The organism is Sedimentibacter sp. (genome assembly GCF_038562225.1).
Lineage (GTDB): Bacteria > Bacillota > Clostridia > Tissierellales > Sedimentibacteraceae > Sedimentibacter.
The window spans coordinates 111698-133640 of record NZ_JBCFAS010000007.1 but is presented as its reverse complement, the minus strand read 5'-3'; the positions used below and the strand labels follow the sequence as shown (position 1 = coordinate 133640).

At 39.6% G+C, this 21943-nt stretch carries 15 protein-coding genes; 4 read left to right on the top strand and 11 right to left on the bottom strand.

Translation table 11 applies throughout. From position 1 onward, the window contains the following. Positions 1–6171, bottom strand: a 6171-nt coding sequence (locus AAGU76_RS19005; RefSeq protein WP_342487101.1) for an RHS repeat-associated core domain-containing protein, incomplete at its 3' end; no start/stop codon positions are given. Positions 6172–6564: 393 nt separating this feature from the next. On the opposite strand from AAGU76_RS19005, the gene AAGU76_RS19000 reads away from it, so the two are divergent. Then, on the top strand, positions 6565–6864 hold the full coding sequence (locus tag AAGU76_RS19000) for a S8 family serine peptidase (RefSeq protein WP_342487100.1): 300 nt from the start codon (positions 6565–6567) through the stop codon (positions 6862–6864). A gap of 6 nt (positions 6865–6870) precedes the next feature. Here AAGU76_RS19000 and AAGU76_RS18995 read toward each other — a convergent pair whose 3' ends face one another. From AAGU76_RS18995 to AAGU76_RS18955, 9 genes are all read right to left on the bottom strand, one after another. Next, a complete protein-coding gene (locus tag AAGU76_RS18995; RefSeq protein WP_342487099.1) occupies positions 6871–8487 on the bottom strand; it encodes a DUF1266 domain-containing protein in 1617 nt (538 codons plus the stop codon). A gap of 215 nt (positions 8488–8702) precedes the next feature. Next, positions 8703–9593 (bottom strand): GGDEF domain-containing protein, encoded by an 891-nt coding sequence (locus AAGU76_RS18990; protein WP_342487098.1) that lies wholly within the window; start codon positions 9591–9593, stop codon positions 8703–8705. A 29-nt stretch (positions 9594–9622) separates the two neighbouring features. Further along, a complete protein-coding gene (locus AAGU76_RS18985; protein ID WP_342487097.1) occupies positions 9623–10279 on the bottom strand; it encodes a RecX family transcriptional regulator in 657 nt (218 codons plus the stop codon). A gap of 96 nt (positions 10280–10375) precedes the next feature. Next, positions 10376–10795, bottom strand: a complete 420-nt coding sequence (locus tag AAGU76_RS18980) for a hotdog domain-containing protein (protein WP_342487096.1) — start codon at positions 10793–10795, stop codon at positions 10376–10378. 8 nt (positions 10796–10803) lie between these two features. After that, a complete protein-coding gene (gene secF / locus AAGU76_RS18975; RefSeq protein ID WP_342487095.1) occupies positions 10804–11718 on the bottom strand; it encodes a protein translocase subunit SecF in 915 nt (304 codons plus the stop codon). Further along, the gene (secD, locus tag AAGU76_RS18970) at positions 11718–12983 is read right to left on the bottom strand and encodes a protein translocase subunit SecD (RefSeq protein ID WP_342487094.1); all 1266 of its coding nucleotides are present in this window, start codon (positions 12981–12983) and stop codon (positions 11718–11720) included. The genes secF and secD overlap by 1 nt, the downstream gene beginning before the upstream one ends. A 27-nt stretch (positions 12984–13010) precedes the next feature. Beyond that, complete coding sequence (locus AAGU76_RS18965) at positions 13011–13400, bottom strand: hypothetical protein (protein WP_342487093.1); 390 nt, start codon at positions 13398–13400, stop codon at positions 13011–13013. Between the two features lie 156 nt (positions 13401–13556). Continuing rightward, on the bottom strand, positions 13557–15701 hold the full coding sequence (locus tag AAGU76_RS18960) for a DNA topoisomerase 3 (RefSeq protein ID WP_342487092.1): 2145 nt from the start codon (positions 15699–15701) through the stop codon (positions 13557–13559). Positions 15702–15892: 191 nt separating this feature from the next. Further along, positions 15893–17059: an ROK family transcriptional regulator gene (locus AAGU76_RS18955; RefSeq protein WP_342487091.1), complete on the bottom strand. Its 1167-nt coding sequence runs from the start codon at positions 17057–17059 to the stop codon at positions 15893–15895. A gap of 297 nt (positions 17060–17356) precedes the next feature. On the opposite strand from AAGU76_RS18955, the gene AAGU76_RS18950 reads away from it, so the two are divergent. The 3 genes from AAGU76_RS18950 (at position 17357) to AAGU76_RS18940 (ending at position 20922) form a co-directional block, all read left to right on the top strand. Next, positions 17357–18745: a sodium/glutamate symporter gene (locus AAGU76_RS18950; RefSeq protein WP_342487090.1), complete on the top strand. Its 1389-nt coding sequence runs from the start codon at positions 17357–17359 to the stop codon at positions 18743–18745. An 80-nt stretch (positions 18746–18825) separates the two neighbouring features. Continuing rightward, on the top strand, positions 18826–19947 hold the full coding sequence (locus AAGU76_RS18945) for a tyramine oxidase subunit B (protein ID WP_342487089.1): 1122 nt from the start codon (positions 18826–18828) through the stop codon (positions 19945–19947). A 72-nt stretch (positions 19948–20019) separates the two neighbouring features. Then, the gene (locus AAGU76_RS18940) at positions 20020–20922 is read left to right on the top strand and encodes a DMT family transporter (protein ID WP_342487088.1); all 903 of its coding nucleotides are present in this window, start codon (positions 20020–20022) and stop codon (positions 20920–20922) included. A gap of 221 nt (positions 20923–21143) precedes the next feature. Here the strand turns inward: AAGU76_RS18940 and AAGU76_RS18935 are convergent, their stop codons facing one another. Further along, complete coding sequence (locus tag AAGU76_RS18935) at positions 21144–21815, bottom strand: AroM family protein (protein WP_342487087.1); 672 nt, start codon at positions 21813–21815, stop codon at positions 21144–21146. Between the last annotated feature and the right edge of the window lie 128 nt (positions 21816–21943).

Below are 21943 nucleotides of genomic sequence, written 5' to 3'. Positions count from 1 at the left end.
ATTTATCTCACCTACAGGAACCTTCATTTTACTACCGTACATTTCATTACAATGACTCTTACCTTTGTAATATTTTTTATTTGGGTAAACATAGAATGTTTCTTTCTTTTCTCCCAATACTGCTACGGCTTTATAAATGGTGTCTCCGAATTCGTCCTTTTCATTTCTATATGTAACTGTTCCGCCAAATTTTTCTATTATAGAGAGCGGAAGTAATTGTTTATACCCCAACGGGTCAATGTAATTCACCGGATTATTCCCAACATATGCATACCAGTTGTATCCGTCCTTTATTGGGTCTATCTGGGTGAAGCGCCTGTTTGCAGGGTTGTACATCCTGTTCTTTGCATAGTACTGCCCTATTACCTGGTCATACTCATGTCCCGTGTAGTTTTTCACAAGGTCGAGCTCTCTCTGGCCGCATTTCAGTACTGCATTGTGGGTTATTTCTCCCCATTCGTTGTACATTGTCCAGCTTGCTACTCTTCCTGTCACATCGCTTGTGAGGTAGTCTGTTGTTCCTAGGTAGTCCTGATGGTAGTACATCTTTATTCTTCCGTTCTCGGCTATCACTCCCGCTCCACTGTCTACAGGGCTTATATCCACGGACATTCTGTTCAACCCGTAGCCATAGCGGTAGGTTAATCCTCCCTCTTCTGTTTCAAACAGTAACTCCTGTAGCCCTCTTGTGTAGTCAGGAAGGAAGTCCTTTATCACTGTGCTTTTCTTGTTAAGTGTTTCGCTTGCAAATACCTCTTCCGCTGCCTTCTTTTCTTTCTTGTTCTTTGCTCCGGTTGATGTATCTACAACTACTTCGCCTTCAACTATTGTTTCAGGCTGCACATTGTGATATCCATAGGCATTTTTCTTTATGTCCCATATGTTTCTTACAAGGTATCCCAGTCCGTTGTACACATATGAGCTTGTCTCTCCTATGTCATTGGTTCCCGATGACATTCTGTTGAGCTCGTCGTATGTATATGCTCCATCCACTGATACCTCATTGTTTTTATGGTAGTATTCATTTATCAAGTTTCCTCGATTATCATACAAATATGTGTGGTATTCTCCGTTATTTATGTCTGATGTCTTGTTAGTAAGCTGGTTCAGTATGTTGTATTTGTAATCGACAAACTTGCTTCCATTGTCTCCTGTTTCGTAGGTAAGATTTCCTAAGCTGTCGTACTGGTACGTCCTTGTCTTGCTGCCATAATTCTCGTGTGCGTAGATTACCCTGTCAAGTTCATCATAGCTGTATTGCAGGTCTTCCTTGGCTGAGCCTGTTCCGTTTCCTCTCTTGTACTCGGATAGTATGTTGCCCTTTGCATCGTAGGTATATGAATGCTTGATTGTTTTAAGTGTTTTATCTGACGGATCTGTGTCCTTTACCTCAAGCATTCTTCCTGCAGGGTCGTAGGTGTAGAATTCTTCCCAGCCGTTTGGGTAGAGCATGGTTTTAAGTCTTCCTGCAAGGTCGTAACTGTATTCTGTTGTCTTGCTCTCTGGTTCAACAACCTTTGTCATTCGTCCGTTTAAATCATATTCATAGGTTGTCAGCGAATTATCAGGATATTTAATGCTTCCTGTATTTCCTACCGCATCATATGTGTATTCCACAATACATCCCTTGTGGTCTGTCACTTTTGTAATCTGCTTAAGAAGGTCTGTCTCGAAGGTGGTTACTCCGTTCCAGTCTGTCATCTGAACAAGCTGTCCTGTTTTGTTATACGCATAGCTTACGTTCTTACCATTATTGTAGTTTATATTTGTCACCAAATCAAGACTGTTGTAGGAATATTCTGTTAAATATCCGTCCTCGTCTGTCATTTGTATCAGATTTCCGTTGGCATCGTATACGTATATCTTTTCGTCTCCTTTGGCATTAATTGTTTTTGTAATGAGATTGTTCCCGTTGTACTGATAGATTGTCACCTGCTGCTCGCTCGCATTGTCTTGGGTATCTGTTCTGTTCAGTGTTGCCCTGGTAATCATGCCTGATGCGTTGTACTCGAAGTATGATGAATTTCCAAGGGAATCGATTGTTTGTACCACATTGCCGCCTAAGTCGTATACATATTGTGTCCTGTTGCCGTTGGCATCAGTTACTGCGGTAATCTGTCCTTTTGCGTCATACTCGAATGTTTCCGCTTCGTTGTTCGGGTTTGTTTTTCCTATGAGCCTGTTCAGTACGTCGTATTTGTATGTGGTGGTTTCATTTTCCCCGTTTGTTTCTGACAGCATGTTGCCGTTTTTGTCATAGGTGTATGCAGTTATGGCTCCTTCTGCATCTGTTAGTGATAATATGAGCCCGTTTCCTGTATATGCGTAGGTGGTTACGGCGCCACTTGCATCTGTTACTGAGGTTACTCTGTTCATTGGATCATATGTGAAGGTTGTACTGTTTCCGAGAGCATCGATTACAGATGTAACGTTGCCGTTTCCGTCATAGGTATATGTGGTTATTGCTCCTTCTTCGTCAGTTATTTTTCTTATTCTTCCGTCTTTGTCATATTCAACGGTATATTTATTGCCCTCCGCATTTATTTTTCCTGACTGCCTGTTAAGTCCGTCGTAGCTGTAGCTCGTTTCATTGCCCTTGGCATCCATGAATTTTATCATATTTCCGTTTGCATCGTACTCGTAATAAACGGCTGCTCCTTCGGGGTCTGTCACGGAAGTCAATCTGTCAAGCATGTCGTATGTATATGAGGTTATGTTTCCGTCTTTGTCCGTAACCGAGATTATGTTTCCTGATTCGTCATAGCTTATGAAGGATGTTCTTCCTTCGGCATCTGTGGATGAAATCAGACGGTTAAGTTCATCATAAACATATGTTTCCATATTGCCCAAGGCATCTGTTGATGTTTTGAGATTACCGTTTGCATCATAGGTATAGCTTGTTATTCCTCCCATTGCATCGGTTGTTGACAGAAGTTGCCCTGCTATGTCGTAATCATAACTGGTGACTCCTCCCATAGGGTCTGTTATGGAAAGGATATTTCCATTTTTGTCATATTCGTATCTATAGCTGTAGCCTTCTTCATTTGTTGCTGAAAGAATCATTCCGTTATCATCGTAGGTGTAGCTTGTTTCAGTTCCATCTGTATTGGTTATTTTTACTACTCTGCCTAATATGTCATATGTGTAAGTTGTTGTATTTCCTCTTGCGTCTGTTTCTCCTGTTTGCAGTCCAACTTCGTCGTAATGCAGGGTTGTGGTATTTCCTTCTGCAGAAATGCTTTTTACCATCCTGCCGTTTGCATCGTATTCAAAGTATCTTGTGTTTCCTTCGGGGTCTGTTGTTTCAATCAGCCTGCTTTCGCTGTCATAGGTGTAGGTATGTACATTGCCGTTTCTGTCTGTTTCGGAAATGAGGTTTCCTGCTCCGTCGTAAGTGTAGCTAATTGAATTTCCATAATGGTCTGTTATTGCAACGATGCGCCCTGTTTTGTCATAGCTGTATGATGTTTTTGCTCCTCTGTTGTTTTTTTCCGCACTGACACGTCCCATGGAGTCATAGGTTACTGTGCTTATGTTTCCTGATGCATCTTCAGTCAATGTTATATTGCCGTCGGAATCATAAACATAGCTCATTGAGTTGCCTCGGGCATCTGTTATTTTTGTCAGCCTTCCTTTCATATCATAGACATAGCTTACGGTGTTTCCAAGGGAATTGGTTTCTGAAACCAGTCTTCCGTCCCTGTCATAGCTGTAAGTGGTTACTGATCCCATCATGTCCGTGTAGCTTGTCACTTGATTTTGTGAGTTGTAAATGAAGTTTACGTTGTTTCCCATGAAATCACTTTCGTTAAGGGTGTAGCCGTTTCCGTCAACGGTATATTCTTTTACGTTACCTTCAGGATCTGTTACTTTCACTAATTTTCCTGCTGAGGTGTACTCGTAGTATGTTGTTGCTCCGTCAGGCAGTGTTTGTGAAAGGATTCGCCCTATTTCATCATAGGTGTAGGTTGTGGTGTTGCCTAAGGCATCTGTGGCGCTTGTGCGGTTTCCTGCCCCGTCATAGGTATAGGTTGTAGTGTTGCCAAGGGCATCCGTTGATGAAATAAGGTTGTTGTTTTCATCATACTCAAAGTATTTTGTGTTGCCGTTACCGTCCGTTGCGGTGCTTATGTTGCCGTTTGTGTCGTATTCATAGGTAGTTTGTGCTCCCTCGCCGTCAGTGTGGCTTATCAGCTGGTTTTTACTGTTGTAGCTGAATTTTTCAAGACTTCCGTCAGGATATTTTATTTCACTTATGTTTCCTCTGTCATCGTGTTGGTATGTTGTTTTGTTTCCGTTTTTATCGGTTTCCGACACTTTCTGGTGAAGCTCGTTATATTCTATGAGTTTTGTTCCGTAACTGTCTGTTTCTTCTATGATTCTTCCCAGCTCGTCGTATATGATGTACAGCTCATAGCCGTTTTCTCTCGTTACGGTATTTTTTCTTGCCAGAATGTCGTATGTGAAATGCGATGTTCCTTGCTCCTTCACATATTGTGTTATGACTCTTGCCTGGTCGTCATATGTGTTTTCAATGTACTTTGTTCCGTTGAAATCTGTTATGCTCGTCATGAAGCCTTCGGGTGTGTATGCGTATATGAGGCTGTCTCCATCGGGGTTAACGCTTTTTTCAAGGTTATCTCCGTCATAGGTGTATGTAATTGTCCTGCCCGTGCTGTCTGTTACTGCTGAAATGTGATCACCGCTCCATGTAAAGGTGAATTCTCCTGCAGGGTTCGTTACTGTTGACAGCTTATCTCCGGTATAAGTTAATATGTAGGATTCGCCGTTTAAGTTTTCTATTTTCTTGATGTTTCCGTCACTGTTGAAGCTGTAGGCTGTTCCGTCCTTGTTCATCATCAGGTAGCCGGAACCTGTTTTTTCAAATGTGAATGGTGAGCCTCCGGAAGAGTTGTATGTTCCGTCAAAGTCCATGTTGAAATATATGCTGTCTCCGTTTGGCATGGTCACTCTTGAATAGAGAGGTTCTTCATCGACCTTGTATGTGAAGTTTGTAGTCCAGCCTTTTCCAAAGCCATAGTCATTTTCATAATATTTAGATGAGTAGTGTCTTGAAAGCTCAAGGTTGTTTCTACCATTCAATGCTATATCCGTATAATCCCATGTGAAACTTCCGTCTATTAAGTCCACAGGGTCTTCAATAAAGCAGCCATACAAACCAATGTGTTCAGCCTTTGACAGATATGCCACTACCATTTTGTTGTTTACAAAGAAGGCTAAAAAGCTGTTGAAATGTCTGTTCTTTTCAAGTATAGGCTCGATTACTATTACATAAATTCCGCGTTCATACTCATATGCTATGTCGTTTCCGTCTTCATCTGTCAAACTTCCATCCCACAGTATGATATTGTGGATGAAATCTGTAGTTTGATTTTCTGATTGAACAAGCTGCTCTTTGAGCATTTCTTCATATCGAATTTCGGAGTCTATTATCTCTCCTTCAAAGATTATTGATGTGCTTGTGGTGGGCTTTGAAATGTCGTATGTATTTATTGAGGTTTGGGTTGTAGCTTCTGCAATATTATACTGCATCGGTTGCTGCTCTAAAAGTTCATTAAACGGCATGGGCTGAAACAGACCTGTGTAACCGTAGAATAACTCATTTCGCATTGGGATACTGTTTGTATTAAGTTTTTTTCTATATTCATCCAGCAGTCTGTTCATTTCTTCTGCCGGAATTTTATTGTAGGCATATTTTTCAGGGTCACTTTTATCGACGTTGTCCTCTATGCGGACTCCCTTTATGTATCCTATCTTTTCCCCAAGAAAGTCTTCCTTTATATCTGGATCATCATTGTACATAAATGTCATTTTCTCTAACTGCTCTCCTTCATATTCGTACAGCGCTATGTCCACAGGCTGAGAATATTCAAGGCTGAACTCAAGCAAAACAGAAGCTTTATTCAGGTTTGTGGCCGATTCTATAAGGTTGGTTGTTGCTTTATCATCTGGCTTTTCCTTGTCGCATTTTGCTATGGGCGTTCCTGTTCCGTCTGAACTTATCATTCTGAAAAACTTGAATACATTTGCATCAGGAATATCTGACTCTCCTGTTTCAACAGCCAGAGCCATATTCGGCACCATGGTTAAAATCATTGCTATTGTAAGCATTAAAGAAATAAATCTGTTTAGTTTATTTTTGATATTCATTTTTACCCCCTTGTTATTAGTTTCAACTTTTTCTAAAATCACACCTTTATTACTTTAATTCCCAACTTAAATTGAATCTATCAACTGAACCACCCCCAATTCAATGTAGATTTAATTTTTTAATAATTTACACCATATAATTCATTAAGGCATTAATTACCACATAATTACCATTTTGATACATTTTATGGAAAATTTTTGTCGAACTTTGTAAATATTGTTGTTTCCTTATATAAACAAGTATTTTTCAGATGTATTTTGCAAAAAAATTGCTTGTACCGCAACTAGACGATAATTTGTGTTCCTTTAATTTTTAACATTCTTTTATTTTGTCTTACTGTATACGAAACCCACCGTGCAGGCATACTTGACTTTGCACCAGGTGTGAACATCATGTCGCTGTCAAACAAAAACATGACCGGATATACCACGCTAAGCGGAACTTCCATGTCAGCTCCCATGGTTTCAGGAGCTGCGGCACTATTGTTAAATGAAAACCCAAACTACACCCACTACGATATCAAAAGAAAGCTGCTGAACGCATGCACCAAAATCAAGGCGTCGTCACTGGAACAGGGTGCCGGAATACTTGACATAAGCCGCATCTTTTCCAAGGATAACAAAAGGGAATGCCTCGCATTCCCTTTTGTCATACTTTACCTCACAAACTTTACTCATATTGATAATACATAACATCTATTAGAAATCTACTCCCTCAACGGAGATAATTTTTCTTTTAAAGAGGCTGTCATCAAACATTTCTTTATGTTTTTGCATCAATTCTTTACATTCCTGTCTCCTACCCCACTCTTCGTACTTGATTCCTCTGACGTCTGTACGAGACCACCAAACGTGTCCATCAACATAATTGTCGTATGCTTCTTCCCAAGAACTGAAGTTTTTTTGCAGCTTTCTAGCCGCTGGCTCTGCTGCTACCAAGGCTTCATTATATGTAAGATATCCAGCCATATAACCCCATTGCGCCAGATTAGAAACTCTGAATAAATCCCACGCCATAATGCCGCGTTTACCCCATTTCTCTCCTATTTCCTTATTTAGCGGGAACATATATTCATCTATACCAGATACTTCTTTAAGCAGATTCTCATACTCCTTATCTGTCATACCGTCAATAAATCTGAAATATTCTAAAAATGACGAATTATGTCCGTAGTTCGTAAGAGATTCTATTTGCTCCAACAAATCCTCTCTGTTATAGATATCCCATGCTTCCTTTAATTGGTCTATTGCTTTAAGAGAGTAAAAGCTTCTTCTTACAGGATAACCTGTAAAAAACCTTACATCTCTTGTAGGAATGTAATAGGCTATGATCTTAGGGTATTGATTTATATAAGAACCCATAGGTAAAAGCCATTTCTCAAGATTTGAACTTTTAGAAGCATCTTTATTTTCGGAAATATCTAATATCATTGGTTTTTCTGCCCATGTAACCACCTGGCCAAACTGTTCGGAAACAAAGCGAGATGATAAAAATACTACTCCTCTTTTTATGTAAGGAGTTGCATCCAATATGATTTTTTTGCCATTTTTATATGCTATATCGCTCCCTACTGTTAATTTAAACGTATCACCTGCTCTAACAAGCGTAACTTCTTGTGTCTTAGTATTCAATTCTGACACGCCGCCGATCATTCTTAGAACCGTCTTTACAGGAATCATAAATTTTCCATTTACTATTTCAGGAGGAAGACTTTTTTCTTGGATATAAGTTTTGTCTATTGTAAGCAAAGGTTCCTCCAAAAATAATTTTTCCGAATTATCTAAATATTCGAGCATCTCATCACTTACAATAATTTCTCGAACATTATAATCCGGATAATCTATGAATTTACACATAGCCTCATTAAGAACTTTATAATCAATATACATCTTGCTAAACAATGCAGTACGTGCATTCCACATATAAACTATCTTCTGTTTTTCTCCATGTTCTAAAAGATCAGCTGATTTAATAAACCAATCATGCCCTTTTTCAAAGCGGTTGTTCAAATAATACTTATGGTAAATCAAACCTAATTCATAATATAAACCTGCATCGTTCACATTCTCATATTCGCTGACAAATTTTATTAAATTTTCTTCAAATTTGACTGCGTTGTCCTCAATTTCTTTTCTTAAATTGCATATTTTTCCCCATGTCTCTGGCTCATAAGCAACCGAATTTTTGAAAATCACATACTCTCCATCCACAACCCAAGAAGGTGGTGTTGGAGTTACTTCACTTGCTGCTAATGTAGGCATAAAACAAAACATTAAACTTACTGTTAAAATAAATATTACTTTGAACTTGATCATAAAAACCCCCCGTGGTTTAGAATAAGTTTTATGCGGATGACTATTTATTTAGGTTAAGCATTGTTATATTATACCATATTTTGTTATTTTTGTCAAAATATTACCTCAATTGCCCATACTAAAGTATGACAGGTGAACTTCGGGACTTCATTTTTTCTCTAGGATAACAAAAGGGAATGCGCCGCATTCCCTTTCTGTATATAATTTTCAGTTAATCATGACAATATTATGCCCTTGCCCATGGACTGGGCCTTGTGCAGCAGCGATTCTGCCTTTTCAAACAGTTCCTCGATAGTTTCGCCGCCGTATTCCACCAAGGCGCCGCAGATGCTGAGCTGCGTATTGTTTATGTTGAGGTTGTACTTCTTTGTTTCCATCTTTACCTTTTCAGCCATTAGCTTGGCTATGTCTATGTCAACGTTGTTCATCAGCACAATGAACTTGTCGTTTTCGTATCTTCCAACAACGTCTATTTTCCTGGCTACAGTGCTGAGTATGTGCGCATAGTCCTGAAGAACGATGTCTCCTGTGTTGATGCCATATTTGAGATTGAAGGTCTTGAAATCGTCAATGTCTGTTATGAGCATGCAGAAATTCACTCCCTCTTCCCTGTAGGATGCCATGCTGTTGTTGATGCAGTCAATCATAAACTGGAAGTTGTACAGTTTTGTGAGCATGTCTATGTTGGCTCTGGATTTGATTTCATTTTCAAGGAGTCTTATCTGCCTGTCCTTTTCCAGAAGAATTCTTCTTATTTCCTTTTTTTCCGTAATATCCTGTATGGCCAGGTAAAAACAGTCATCCTTGTATCCGAATACGCTGATCCTTAGGTATTTCTCAAATGAGGGAAAATACTGTTCAATAACCTTGTGCTCATTTGTCATAGCGGCTTCGCTCAATATCCGCGGCCAGTCAAACAATGAATCTGATGCCTGCGAAAACAGCTTCGATCCTCCGTACTTCGTCAGATTTTCCGGCCTTTCTCCCATTATATCCTCTACCCTGTTGTTGGTAAACTCCGCAAATAAATCCACTTTTCCCGTTTCATCCCTTACAATCCTGCACATTATTAAAGCATCTGAGATATAGTTGATAAATTCCAGCATACAATCACGCCCCCTTTTTCGTTTTTGTATTAGTCGTCAAATTCCCCTAATTCATCTAACCCTTTTTCCATGAGCCGGCTTACTGCCTTGCGGACAGTACCGTACTCAAAACCCTTGTTAACTAAATAATTCGACAGCTTAACCATTTTTTTTCGGGTATCGTCTTCATTAATACTGCTAAGTTTTTTACCTCCCAAGGCGCATGCCCTTTCCAGCTCATCCTCAGCTGAAATGTTTCCCAGCTTCTCGTTTATTATTTCCCTGTCTATCCCCTTGCTGTACAAGGATTCCCTTATTTTCAGCTTTCCTTCCTTTGAAGTGTTCAGCCTGCTGTTAATAACCATATCAGTGTACCTTTCATCATCCAGGTACCTGTGCTCCTTCAGTCTGCTTATGGCGCTGTCAATAAAATCATCGTCATATCCCTTTTCAGTCATTTTATCCCTCAGCTGTTTTTCGCTTTTGGGAAATCTTGAAAGCAACCCCACTGCATAACTGTATGCTTTCACTTCTTCCTCTGCCTTGAGAACCTGGCTGATGAAATCATCTTCGAGCACCTTGTTCTTGGCCAGGGAATATTTTATCATAACGTCCATGTCCACTGAAAAAGCGTAGCTGTCGTCAAGATAAACATTCAGCCTGTCCTTGTTGTTTTTCTGATACTCAATCTTGGTTATCTTTTTCATATGTGACCTCTTTTTTTATATATTATCATAAATATCGAATTTTATCAACTTATGTAAAAAGAAAAAAGAAGAAGACCTCGGTCTTCTCCTTCCATGTTACTTCAGATTCTTTGCTCTTTCTCTCAGCTGCTTTTCTTCCTCGTTGGCAGCCTCATCTAAAACCAGTCCGTGAGGAACCTTCTTTCCTTCCTCGTCAACGGAGATGAATGTGAAGAAACTTTCAACAGGCGGAATCTTGTTTATTTCCATCTCAAGCTTTGCGTGCACCACTATGCTGGTTTTGCCCAGATGGACTACCTTGCTGGTGAACTTCACTATTTCGCCCTTATTGATTGGCGTCTTGAACACAAAGCCGTGGATGTTCAGGCAAACCACATTTTCAGGGCTGCCCAGTGTGGACGCTGCAGCTATAAATGCGGATTCCACAAACCATTCAGCTGTACGGCCTGCAAACAAAGTGCCGTGATGATTCAAATCTTCTGATTTAACAAGTCTGGAACAAATGTATTCCTTCATAAATCCTCCTAGTATTGAGCTTCCTGTTTCTTGTTGTGCCACATTACCAGCATTGGTCCTGCTATGCACAGAGTGGAGTAGCATCCGCTGATTACGCCTACGAGCATTGGTATTGAGAAAATCTTTATTGAATCAATGTTGTATGCATATGCCAGGATGTACACGATCAATATGCTTATGGCGGTTGTCACGCTGGTGTTTATGGACCTTGTCAGCGACTGGTTGATGCTTGTGTCCACCAGCTCTTCAAAGGTCTTCTTCTCAAAGTATGGTTTGTTTTCCCTTATGCGGTCGTAAACAACTATGGTGTCGTTTATGGAATATCCTATTATGGTCAGCGTTACCGCAATAAATGAGTCATTGATCGGCATCTTGAATATCACAAATGTGAAGAATACGATCAGCACATCGTGTACAAGAGCAATGAGGCCGATAACTCCTGCCGAAAGGCCTGATATTTTCTTAAATCTGAAGCGTACGTATATAATTATGAACACTGCTGTCAGACCCAGTGCTATAAGCCCGTTTGTCAGAAATCTCCTGCCTATGAACGGCTGAACAACGTTGGATTCCGAAAGTTCCAGATTGGCATCGGGGAAAGCTTCCTTAAGACCGATGTCAAGTTTATCCTGATCCGCAGCGTCGAGACCGCTGTTGCCTGAAAGGTTGAACACCACTTTCCTGCTGTGGGTAGCCAGGTCTTCCGTCAGCTGCACTTCGGTATCTCTGTTCAGGATTGAAGTGGCCTTGCTTTTGGCTTCATCTGCGTTTAATTCTCCTGTGTAGGAATATTTTATAATGGCCCCTCCCTTGAACTGGATGGAAAGGTTGACTCCGTTAAAGAACATTGCAATTATCCCTATAATCATCACAGCAGAGGAGAGAGCAAAAAATATCTTTCTTTTTTCATAGAATTTAATCATTATTTTGCCTCCTTAACTTTTGCCCCATAAAGGGATATATTTGTGAATCCGTCATTCATGCTCAGGGATTTCGTTATAATCCTTGATACGGAAACTCCTGAAACGAAGTTAAGAATGCAGCCTACCATCAATGTGTAACCGAATGAAAGCATTGAACCTGTTCCAAAAATCATCATGATTACTGCTGCGGCAATGGTTGTGATGTTGCCGTCAAAAACTGCCGTGAATGCTTTTTTGTATCCTGTGTCTATGGAATAGCCTAGGGATCTTCCCGCGCTTAATTCTTCCTTTATTCTTTCGCCGATTATTACGTTTGCGTCAACTCCCATTCCTATGGAAAGGATTATACCTGCAATACCTGTAAGTGTAAGTGTGATCTGAGGAATTGAAAGCGCCAGCATCTGTATGGATACCTGCAGTATTATGGCAAGGCATGCGACGAATCCAAGCATCCTATAGTAGAATATCATGAACAGGCACACAAATGCGAATGCTATGATACCTGCCTTAATCATCACGTCAAGTGCTCCTGAACCCAGTGTCGGAGTTATGGTGCTGTGGTTTTTGGATACCAGCGAGAATGGCAGAGCACCTGAATTTATCTTATCGGAAAGAGCCTTGGCAGCTTCTGTGCTTCCCATGTTTGTTATTACGGAGTTTCCTCCGGAAATTTTTTCATTTACTGTTGGAGCTGAAATCAGAGTTTCATCCATGTATATGGATATTCTCTGTCCCACAAGCTTTTCTGTAGCTTCTTCAAACAGCTTTGTACCTTCAGCGTTGAATATGAGCGTTACAACCGGCTGACTGGTCTTCTTGTCCAACTGAACCTGGCTCTCCTTTACATCCTTTCCTTCAATCAGGATGTTTCCTGCAGGATCCCTGAATGTGAGCTTTGCAGTTTCTCCAAGCTCTGCAATGGCTGCCTGAGGGTTGAAGTTCGTTTCTCCGGACTTCCACGGGAACCTCACTATTATTTGTCCGTTTGTGTTATCTACGGTTATTTCTCTGTCAAGAATGTTCTGAGCATCCATTCTTGTTTCCATTATTACTCTTGCAGATTCCAGCTCACTGGCTTCAGGAACCCTGTCCAGATTTGCCGGCTCGAATACGGCTTCAACTCCGCCTCTTATGTCTATTCCAAATCTTATATCCTTCATTCCCCTTATCTGCACGGGTCCTGCGTTTATGCCGAACACCGCTGTGAGAGCAATTGCTGCTATCAGCAGTATTACAAGGATATACATGTGTTTATTTATTCTCATTTCTTCCTCCTGATTTTTATGATATGGTTATGAGTAAACACAATCCATCCACTTTTTGCCGTCCTTCTTGTTGGCAAAGAACACCACAAAGACACTGTAAAAGCAGAGCATTCTGACCTGGCTCGCTGCCTGTGTGTGCCTGAGCCTGAATATGTTGGCAGCAAGATATGCATTTATTAAAATGTATGTCTTGAACATGCTGAACAATGGTGTGCTGCCTGACTTGAAAAGCTGTGCATTTTCTCCGTGGCCTAAATCCTCCTCCAGAATGCTTATGCTCTCCATATCAGTGTAAACTTCCAGGCTGTCCTTGATGTATGAATTCTTGCTGCTTTCTTTGTGCTGCAAAATAAAAATCGAGGTCAAAATGACCAGAACTATCATTAATGCTGCTACTTTTCTGCTGTTAACTTTCATCTGAGCCATCCTTCCCCGGTTATTCATTCCATAATAATATTTTTGAATTTAAATCTGACCAAGGCCGTACAGTTCCTGGAACAGTAAACCGTAAACGGCCAATCGTACCTATTATACATATTGACTCCTATTCGGTCAAGGGTATTCGGAAATTGTTTAAGGCGTCTGAGGCAATTGTTCTTCAGCACTTTCAAAGGAAAACTCCACACGATAGCCGCTGTCCGTCATTTTTACCAGCAGCGCCTTCTCCTGTCCGTCATTTTGAGACTTCACTTTCGTCTGCCCGGTTTTTAATAGTTCCGACACATTGCTCTTTGAAAATGCCACACCTTTTTCCTTTAAGGCGCTGTCTTCCTTCCAGATGGAAAACCTGCAGGGAGGAAAATTTTTGTATCCTGTGCAGAAAAAACTGTTTTTACTCTCGTATACTTCCCTGCCGCAGCGTGGGCACAATCCTATGGGCTCCTTCCTGGATTTGGCTGAACTGCTTTCAAAGCTCACATTTTTTATAGTGTTTGTCTTTGCGTCCCTTGTTATTTCAGCAACGTACTTCATTATGTCCACAATGAAATCCTTAGACGATGCTTCTTTTTTTGCTATTTTGCCCAGCTGGCTCTCCCATTCTCCTGTCAGGTCCGGTTTTTTCAGCTTTTCATGCACGATTTCTATTAGCTGTATTCCATTTTGCGTGGGAACCAGATTTTTTTTGTTCCTCTTTATATATCCTACACTTATAAGTTTTTCGATTATGCCCGCCCTGGTAGCTGGCGTTCCAAGGCCTATGGATTTCATCTCTTCCCTTAGCCTTTCATCCTCTATCTGCTTCCCTGCCGTTTCCATGGCCGTTAAAAGCGTGGCTTCAGTGTAAGGCTTAGGTGGAGACGTCTTCTTTGTTACCACCTTGACTTCATTTGGCATGAGAGTGTCTCCCTCTGCAAGGTTCACGGTGATTTCCCCTTCCTCGGAGTCTTCCTTCACCTTGCCGAGCATTATGTCCTCCACTTCCTTCCAGCCCGGTATAACGACCTTCTTGCCTCTGGCCTTGAACTTGTCGTTTTCGATTTTAAGTTCAATGTCTGTCTGGTCGTATTCCTGTTTTCTGTCAAGAACTGCTATGAACCTGGCCACAATGAGCTTCAGTATGTTGTGTTCCCTTTCGGGAAGCTTCATGCCGGCAGCGCCTCTTATGTTCGGAGTCACTATTATGGCGTGGTGATCCGTTACCTTTGAGTCATCTATAACACGCTTGTCCGCATTTATCTTCTGGCCGAGCACCTTGTCAACACAGTACTCCGAACCCTTCCAGCCGTCCTTTATGTTCTGAAGAAGTCCTGCAAGCTTTGGCTTCATGTCCTTGGTCAGGTACCTGGAATCCGTTCTGGGATATGTGGCAAGCTTGTACTTTTCATACAGGTTCTGGGCAGCATCAAGAGTCTGCTCCGCAGAGTAACCGTACCTTCTGTTGCCGTCCCTCTGAAGCTCCGTCAAGTCATACAAAAGAGGCCTCTCAACCGTAGCCCTCTTTGTCTGCAGCTTTGTGACCGTGGCTTCCTTTCCGCGGCACCTGGCAGCTATATCTTCCGCCTTTTCAAGTTCATCTATCCTTGTACCGTTTTTGTTGAACCATGTGGCCGTAAACATTCCGCAGTCGGCTGCAATCTCATAAAATGGCTGTGACACAAACTGATCTATTTCCTTCTGCCTCTGGACAATGAGGGACAACGTGGGAGTCTGAACCCTTCCTATGGTCAGCATCCGGTTGTACTTCACAGTAAAAAGCCTTGTGGCATTTATTCCAACCAGCCAGTCTGCCTCTGACCGGGCTTTTGCCGACTGATAGAGGCTGAAATATTCCTTGTTGTCCTTCAGGTCCCTGAAGCCTTCCAGAATGGCCTCGTCGGTCATGCTGCTTATCCAAAGCCTCTTTACCGGTTTTTTGCACCCTGCGTTTATGTAGACGTAGCCGAAAATAAGCTGGCCTTCACGGCCGGCGTCCGTTGCACAGATTACCTCGTCTGTTCTGTCATCCAGCATGAGGCTCTTCACCGTTTCATACTGCTTTTGTGTGGTCTGGTTCACCATGTATTTGAACTGCCTTGGAAATATGGGCAGGTCATTTATGTTCCAGCTTTTGTACTTCTGATCGTACTCCTCCGGATATGCAAGCTGTATCAGATGTCCCACGCACCAAGTTATGATGTAGTCCCTGCTTTCCATGTATCCGTCTCTTGAACCTTTTATGTTTAATACCCTGGCAATGTCCTTTGCCACTGACGGTTTTTCCGTAACTATCAATTTCATACAAAATCTTCCTTCTTCACTTAACGCATTATATCAACCGAAATATGTATAGTACTTATTTTTATTAGGCTATGATTTTTATTTTTCACCAATCTTGATTAATCTACTTTTCTTTCCCTAATATATTTGTAAAACAAATTAATAACATTCAGCTAAATATAATCAGTTATTAATACTTAGCATGGTTCCAATTACAACCTCAAAGGATTCCATCCATTATAAACAGATTGATTAATGCCTTTATAGAGAGTTTCATTACTATCAACATCCCACAGTAATTGCAATCCAAATTGGCAAGCAAGAGGACAGCGCTTTTTTACGACTTCCCATATGGCTGGTTCCAACAAATCATAAATAACAAGACAGTGCCCCCCCAAGTATACTGTTGCAGGGTCAAAAATACAAACCAGCGTTGCTATTAGATTTCCAATATACTTACCCTTCTCTTTGAAATAATCATTATATTTTTGCGGATAACTTCTCATATCACGTATCATCTCAAGCCACCGATCTAATAGAGAAAGGTCTGTATTTTCCGAAAGGTATTCGCCTACCATTCCCTTCAAAGAAATTTCATTATAGATGCATCCATAATTTTGACAACCAGATATACTGCATTTTTCCGACTCATTACCTAGGGGCAGATGAGCTACACGTAATGCATGGCCACTCTGACCAGTTACAAGTTTATCCTGGCAGATAACACCTGCACTAATTTCTGATGATATGTTAATATAAACAAAATTATTAGCATTTGGCTCTTTTTGCTGGACTGATAAAGCACAGAAGTTAGACCCTGTATCTACATAACAAGGAACACCAAAAACATCTTCAGCTATTTCAACAAATGAAGCTCCTTCATAATAAGATATTGAGCTGTTTATCAGCTTACCAGCTTTTTGATCAAAAATTCCCGGAACCGCAATTCCCAGACCAACGCATTGAACATTATCAAAAGTAGGATACTTACTAATATCCTTAAAAATTGTAAAAGCATAATTTATAACATCTTTTGCACTAAAACAGTGAGCGACATTATATAAAGAATGGTAAAGCACATCATTATTGAAATCAATTACTGTGAAATCCATTAGGTTACGGTTTTGTAAATCGAGCGCAACAGAACAAAATTGTTTATAATTAAATGTGATGTTTCTTGGTAATCGTCCCACATTTGTAGACTGCACCTTTTTTTCTTGCATAATACCTTTTTCAATTAAAACATTACATGCACTTGATACTGTTGAAAAGCTAAGACCTGTTTTATCAGCAATATCCTTTTTTGTTAAACCCATATTAAATCTTAAAGAATTTAGTATATCTTTAATATTATTATCTCTTATATTTGTAATATCCAAAACAATCACCCTTTCGGAATTTGTGATTTAATTGTAAAAAATCCCTTTTAATTATAACTAATTTACAATACAATTTCTAGTCATTTGTTTTTATAGTATTTATTATAACTATTGTAATATATTATTTGCTTTGAAATTTAAATATTTTAATATTTTATATTCTACTATTGACATTATATATTTTAGTATTTATAATAATGTTGAAAGTTCTTTCGTTGGTTTGTGCAAACATTTTCCATGTGCTGCAACCTTTAGGCCTAAGACAATGCAGCTAAATTAAAATTAGGAGGTAATCTAATGAACATTTATGATTTATTTATCGATTTTGCAATCGCATCATTGCTTATCCTTATAGGACAATTATTTCGAGCAAAATTTTCATTTTTTCAAAGATTTTTTATTCCTTCTAGTATGATAGCCGGTTTCCTTGGCCTGTTACTTGGCAGCCAATGCCTTAATATACTTCCATTTTCTGAAGGTATTGGCTCTTATGCTGGCGTGTTAATAATCATTATTTTTACTGTTGTTGGAGTTAATGGATTTGAATTCAATAAAACGAATAGCAAGGAAGAAGCTAACCGTATAATAGGTTTTCAGTTATATCGATTCGTAGCGTTCTTTATGCAGTTTTTTATTCCAATCGCTCTAACAGTAACTGTGATTAGGTCATTTTATCCTGATGTGAATGAAGGTATTGGTCTATTATTGGCAGCAGGCTTTAGTGGCGGTCATGGAACAGCAGCGGCTGTTGGTAAAACATTTGCTGAATTAGGATTTGCAGAAGCAACAGACCTTGGGATGACTTTTGCTACTGTTGGAATTTTAGTAGGTGTCTTCGGAGGCTTGATATTTATCAAGTGGGCTACCAAAAAAGGTTACACAGGTTACATAAAAGATTTCAAATATATTGGTGGCGATTTAAAAACCGGTTTGATTTCTAAAGAAAATCGACAATCCTTAGGAGATGAAACCATTAGTTCAGTTTCACTAGACACGCTATGCTATCACCTAAGCCTGATACTTACAGTTGCAGGAATTGGATTTTATATCAACAAAAAAGTCTTGGCACCGTATGTATTATCTGGCATACCCGATTTTACGGTTGCATACATACTAGCATTAGTACTATTTCTGCTTCTTCGCAAGACACAAGTATATCATTATATTGATACACGTATTAACACCAAAATAGCCGGAACATGTACAGATTACCTTGTATTCTTTGGTATATCAGCAATAAAGATAACAGTCATTATTAAATATGCAATTCCGCTTCTTATTTTATCATTGGCAGGAATTGTTTGTACATTTTTGGCTGTAATACCACTTGGTTACCGCTTTATTAAAGATAGTTGGTTTGAACACTCGATTTTCTGTTATGGATATCTGACCGGTGTCTTTGCAATCGGATTTGTTTTACTACGCATTGTAGATCCTGACAACAAATCAAAAACCATTGAGGACTCTGCAATGACTCCTCTATCAGGTTTTTTGGAAATTGCATGCTGGACATCATTTCCAATTATGCTTGTCAATGGCAACGGGTGGACCATAGTTGGTTTGACTTTAGCAGGATTTATTGCATGCATTATAATAGCTGTATCAGGAAAGATGTGGCATCGTGATTCACTTAAAGACAGACAGTTTATAGGAATTTCTGTAAGCAATAAAATAAAAGCTTCATAGTTAATTTAGGAGCTAATTGTTATCAAAGCGAAACATTTGTACTATTCATAATTGACATAAACTTAAAAGAGGTAAGAAAAATGGATGAAACAAGAATTGATTTTCTATATTTAAACGAACAAGATATGATACAGTCAGGTGTTACTGACATGGAGAAATGCGTAGAGGTTATGTGTGATGTTTATCGCCTTATGGGCGAAGGCGATTACCTTATGGGAGGCGGTAACAATAATTCTCATGGTCAACCAATATTTTTTCCAGATGAACCCAAGCATCCTGGCATGCCTAAAAATGGTCCTGACCGCCGCTTTATGACAATGGAAGCCTACCTTGGAGGGAAATACCATGTCTGCGGTGAGAAATGGTACGGTTCAAACAGAGAAAATTTATCAAAAGGACTACCCCGATCAATTTTGATGGTTATGCTCAACAATGTTGAAACAGGTGCACCTGAAGCCTTGATGAGTGCCAACTTAATTAGTTCTATGCGTACGGGCGCCATTCCTGGTGTTGGAGCAAAATATTTAGCTAGAAAAGAATCAAAAGTTTGCGGTCTAATTGGAGCTGGAGTTATAACAAAAACATCTTTTATGTCCATAGCTATCACATGTCCGAGCCTTGAAAAGGTAAAAATCTATGACGTATTTCCTACATCTGCAGAACGTCTTGCAAATTTCATACGCAAAAATTATCCTCATATAAAAGTCATTGAACTTTCAGAATCATTAGAGGCATGCGTACAAGACTCCGATATAGTTCATGCAGCTACGTCCGGTGCTATTGAGCCTGAATTCAATGAAGAGTGGTTAAAAAAAGGAGCCTATATCTCCCTTCCGGCGGGAATCAAATTACCTAAAGATTTTGTCATTAACCGAGCCAGAAACATTGTTGACAACTGGAAAACTTATGAAGCATGGGCTGAAGAATTAGAATATCCTTATAGTTCTCATATTCCACTTTTGGGCTGCTCCTTGCTTGACTACGTGCATGATAAAGTGCTTCCTCTAGAAAAAATTCAAAATCTGGGAGATATTATTGCCGGCAATATTCCCGGCAGGATAGATGATGACGAAATTATTTTATTTGCTCAAGGCGGCCTTCCCGTTTATGATATAGCATGGGCTTGGACCTGCCTTCAAAAAGCAAAGGAAATAGAAACCGGACAAATTTTAAATCTTTGGGATAAGCCTGCAATGGCTTAATATGATAAATTATGTTAAGAACAGCCTGTATTCTAAATACAGGCTGTAATACAATATATGGAGATGAAATTAATGTTAAAAGGTATACTCTCAATGACTGGTGCATCTGTAATCCTTGGTTCTTTACCAACAATTAACAAATATATTCTCAATAGCGGATTGTCATCAGGATGTATTGTTTTTTATTCTATGTTAACCGTCTCACTTTGGTCGTGTCTTATAACAATAGTAAGTAAAAAGTCCTTCAGAGTTTCCCCAAAAAAGTTCTACTTTATGTTCATACTTGGGTCAATGGGTATGGGAGGAACAGGATTCTTGCTGAATATCTCGTATGAATACATATCAGTTGGTTTAACCACAATGCTTCATTTTATGTATCCGAGTTTAGTTTGTTTCTTAATGATTTTCATGTTCAAACAAAATCTTACCTTCCTTAAGGCTGGAGCAATTGTTTTTTCAATTCTTGGAATGCTTCTAATCTTGGAACTCTCTTCAAGTGTAAATTTTATAGGTATAATTACAGCAATTCTATCCTCTATTTCTTATGCCTTTTACATTATCGCTAATGAAAAGGGCGAAATTAATGAACTCCCACTTATTGTTAAATTATTTTACATTTCATCAGCTGCGGCAATAGTTTTTGGAATTCAAACAATAGCATCAGGGAGTTTAAGCTTACCCTCAAGTAGTTTAGTTTATCTCCAATTGTTTGGTCTTTCAGGAACAGGATCTTTAATTGCTTTTTACTTGATGATATCAGGAATAAAAGTATTAGGAGCCAGTACTGCATCATTTTTTAATATGCTGGAGCCTTTAATAAGCTTATTTGTAAGTACGTTATGCTTCAACGAATATTTGAGTACTAAAACTATTTTCGGAAGTATTTTGGTTATTTCTTCAGTGCTTTTTATAGCTCTCGACGGTTTAAATAACATCAAGGAAACGGAAAGTCTAGGTACGACAATTCATTCATAGTGACTTTATACTATAATTTAATTTAATTTGAATAAAATTCTTATATAAATATCTGGATTATTTTTAGACCGCAAAAATGATTATGGCGGATATTTTTCATCAAAAGTAAACTTTAAGGACATTTTAGGCGGCAATGCAATTTAGACAAAATACCTCCCTAGTAATGTCCTTTTCAACTAACGATTTTTTCGCATGTCCGTATGAATTTTGTGCGTCCTGTTTTAAAACATCTCCTGTATTATTCTGAACATCAGCGTCCTGGTGGTCAGCACCATCTTTCCTGTTGCCGCTTCAACCTTCTTCTTCATTTCCCGGGAATATCCGAGGCATTCCATGAAAATGAAGCAGATGTCCTCACCCCTGAGCTTTTCTGCCTCTTCCTCCAGGCTGTCCTCCTGGTACGGTGATGCACCCACTGCTTTCACACATACTCCATACTTTTTCCAAAGTTCGGTTATTCCCTGCAGCTGAGACCTGTCAGGCATCATAACCCCCACATTCCTGCCTCCCGCCAGTCTTGCTGCCATGGAGTGCAGAACCTCTTCGGTCCTAAATAATAGCGTTCTGCTCTGAAATTCAGGAAAAACCTCATTGCAAAGAAGCACAATGATGTCTACATTTTCTTTATCCAGTTCATGAATCTTTTCCTGAATCAGCGGCAACACCTTGTCTTTGGCGATTCTCACCGGCCTCCCGTCTTGCATTCGGCTTACAAGAACCTCATCTTTTTCTCCAGGCGCAATGTGTTCTGCTATGTAGTCGTCATGCATGCCGTCCAGGGCACCCTTTTCCACCAGTACAAACCTTTCCCCAAGCATGGGACTTATTTCATCAGTTATGTCGGTCCTGGGCGATTGCCCGATTGTTACGGTTCCTATTCTTACCTTTTTCATCATAACACTCCTTACTAATAATAATTTAACTGCCGTTATAATTATTATAGACTGTTTTTTTGCTGTAATCGTTTACTTTTAGAAACAATTAAGTGTGCAGATGCATTAAAAGTATTGAATTCAATAAA